The 421-nt window shown below is 66.7% G+C and carries 1 protein-coding gene; it reads right to left on the bottom strand.

The annotated features are described in order from the left end of the window. On the bottom strand, positions 1-421 hold a 421-nt coding region (locus tag QZH66_RS15830; protein ID WP_305806853.1), incomplete at both ends, for a U32 family peptidase C-terminal domain-containing protein.

Here is a 421-nt window from a genome sequence, read left to right as displayed (position 1 = left end):
GTTACCGGCGGGGTGAACGATTTCGAGCAGATCGCCCACGGCAAAGCGGTTCTTGGTCTCGATCTCGGCCCAGCCGTCCTGCTCGGCCTTCACCTCGCCGACGAACTGGCTGCGGCGCGCTTCGGAGCTGCCGGTGGCGTAGTTCTGATAGTCCTGCGCGGACCGGCGTTCGAGAAAGCCGCTGGTGTAGCCGCGGTTAGACAGGCTCTCCAGCTCGGCGAGCAACGCCGGGTCGAAGGCGCGGCCGGCCACGGCGTCGTCGATGGCGCGGCGGTAGACCTGGGCCGTGCGCGAGACGTAGTACTGGCTCTTGGTGCGGCCCTCGATCTTGAGCGAATCGACGCCGATCCGCACCAGGCGCTGCACATGCTCGACCGCGCGCAGGTCCTTGCTGTTCATGATGTAGGTGCCGTGCTCGTCT

The organism is Stenotrophomonas sp. YIM B06876, from assembly GCF_030711595.1.
Classification (GTDB): domain Bacteria; phylum Pseudomonadota; class Gammaproteobacteria; order Xanthomonadales; family Xanthomonadaceae; genus Stenotrophomonas.
The sequence above is the reverse complement of the archived record's forward strand: the minus strand, read 5'-3'. Positions and strand labels throughout refer to the sequence as shown.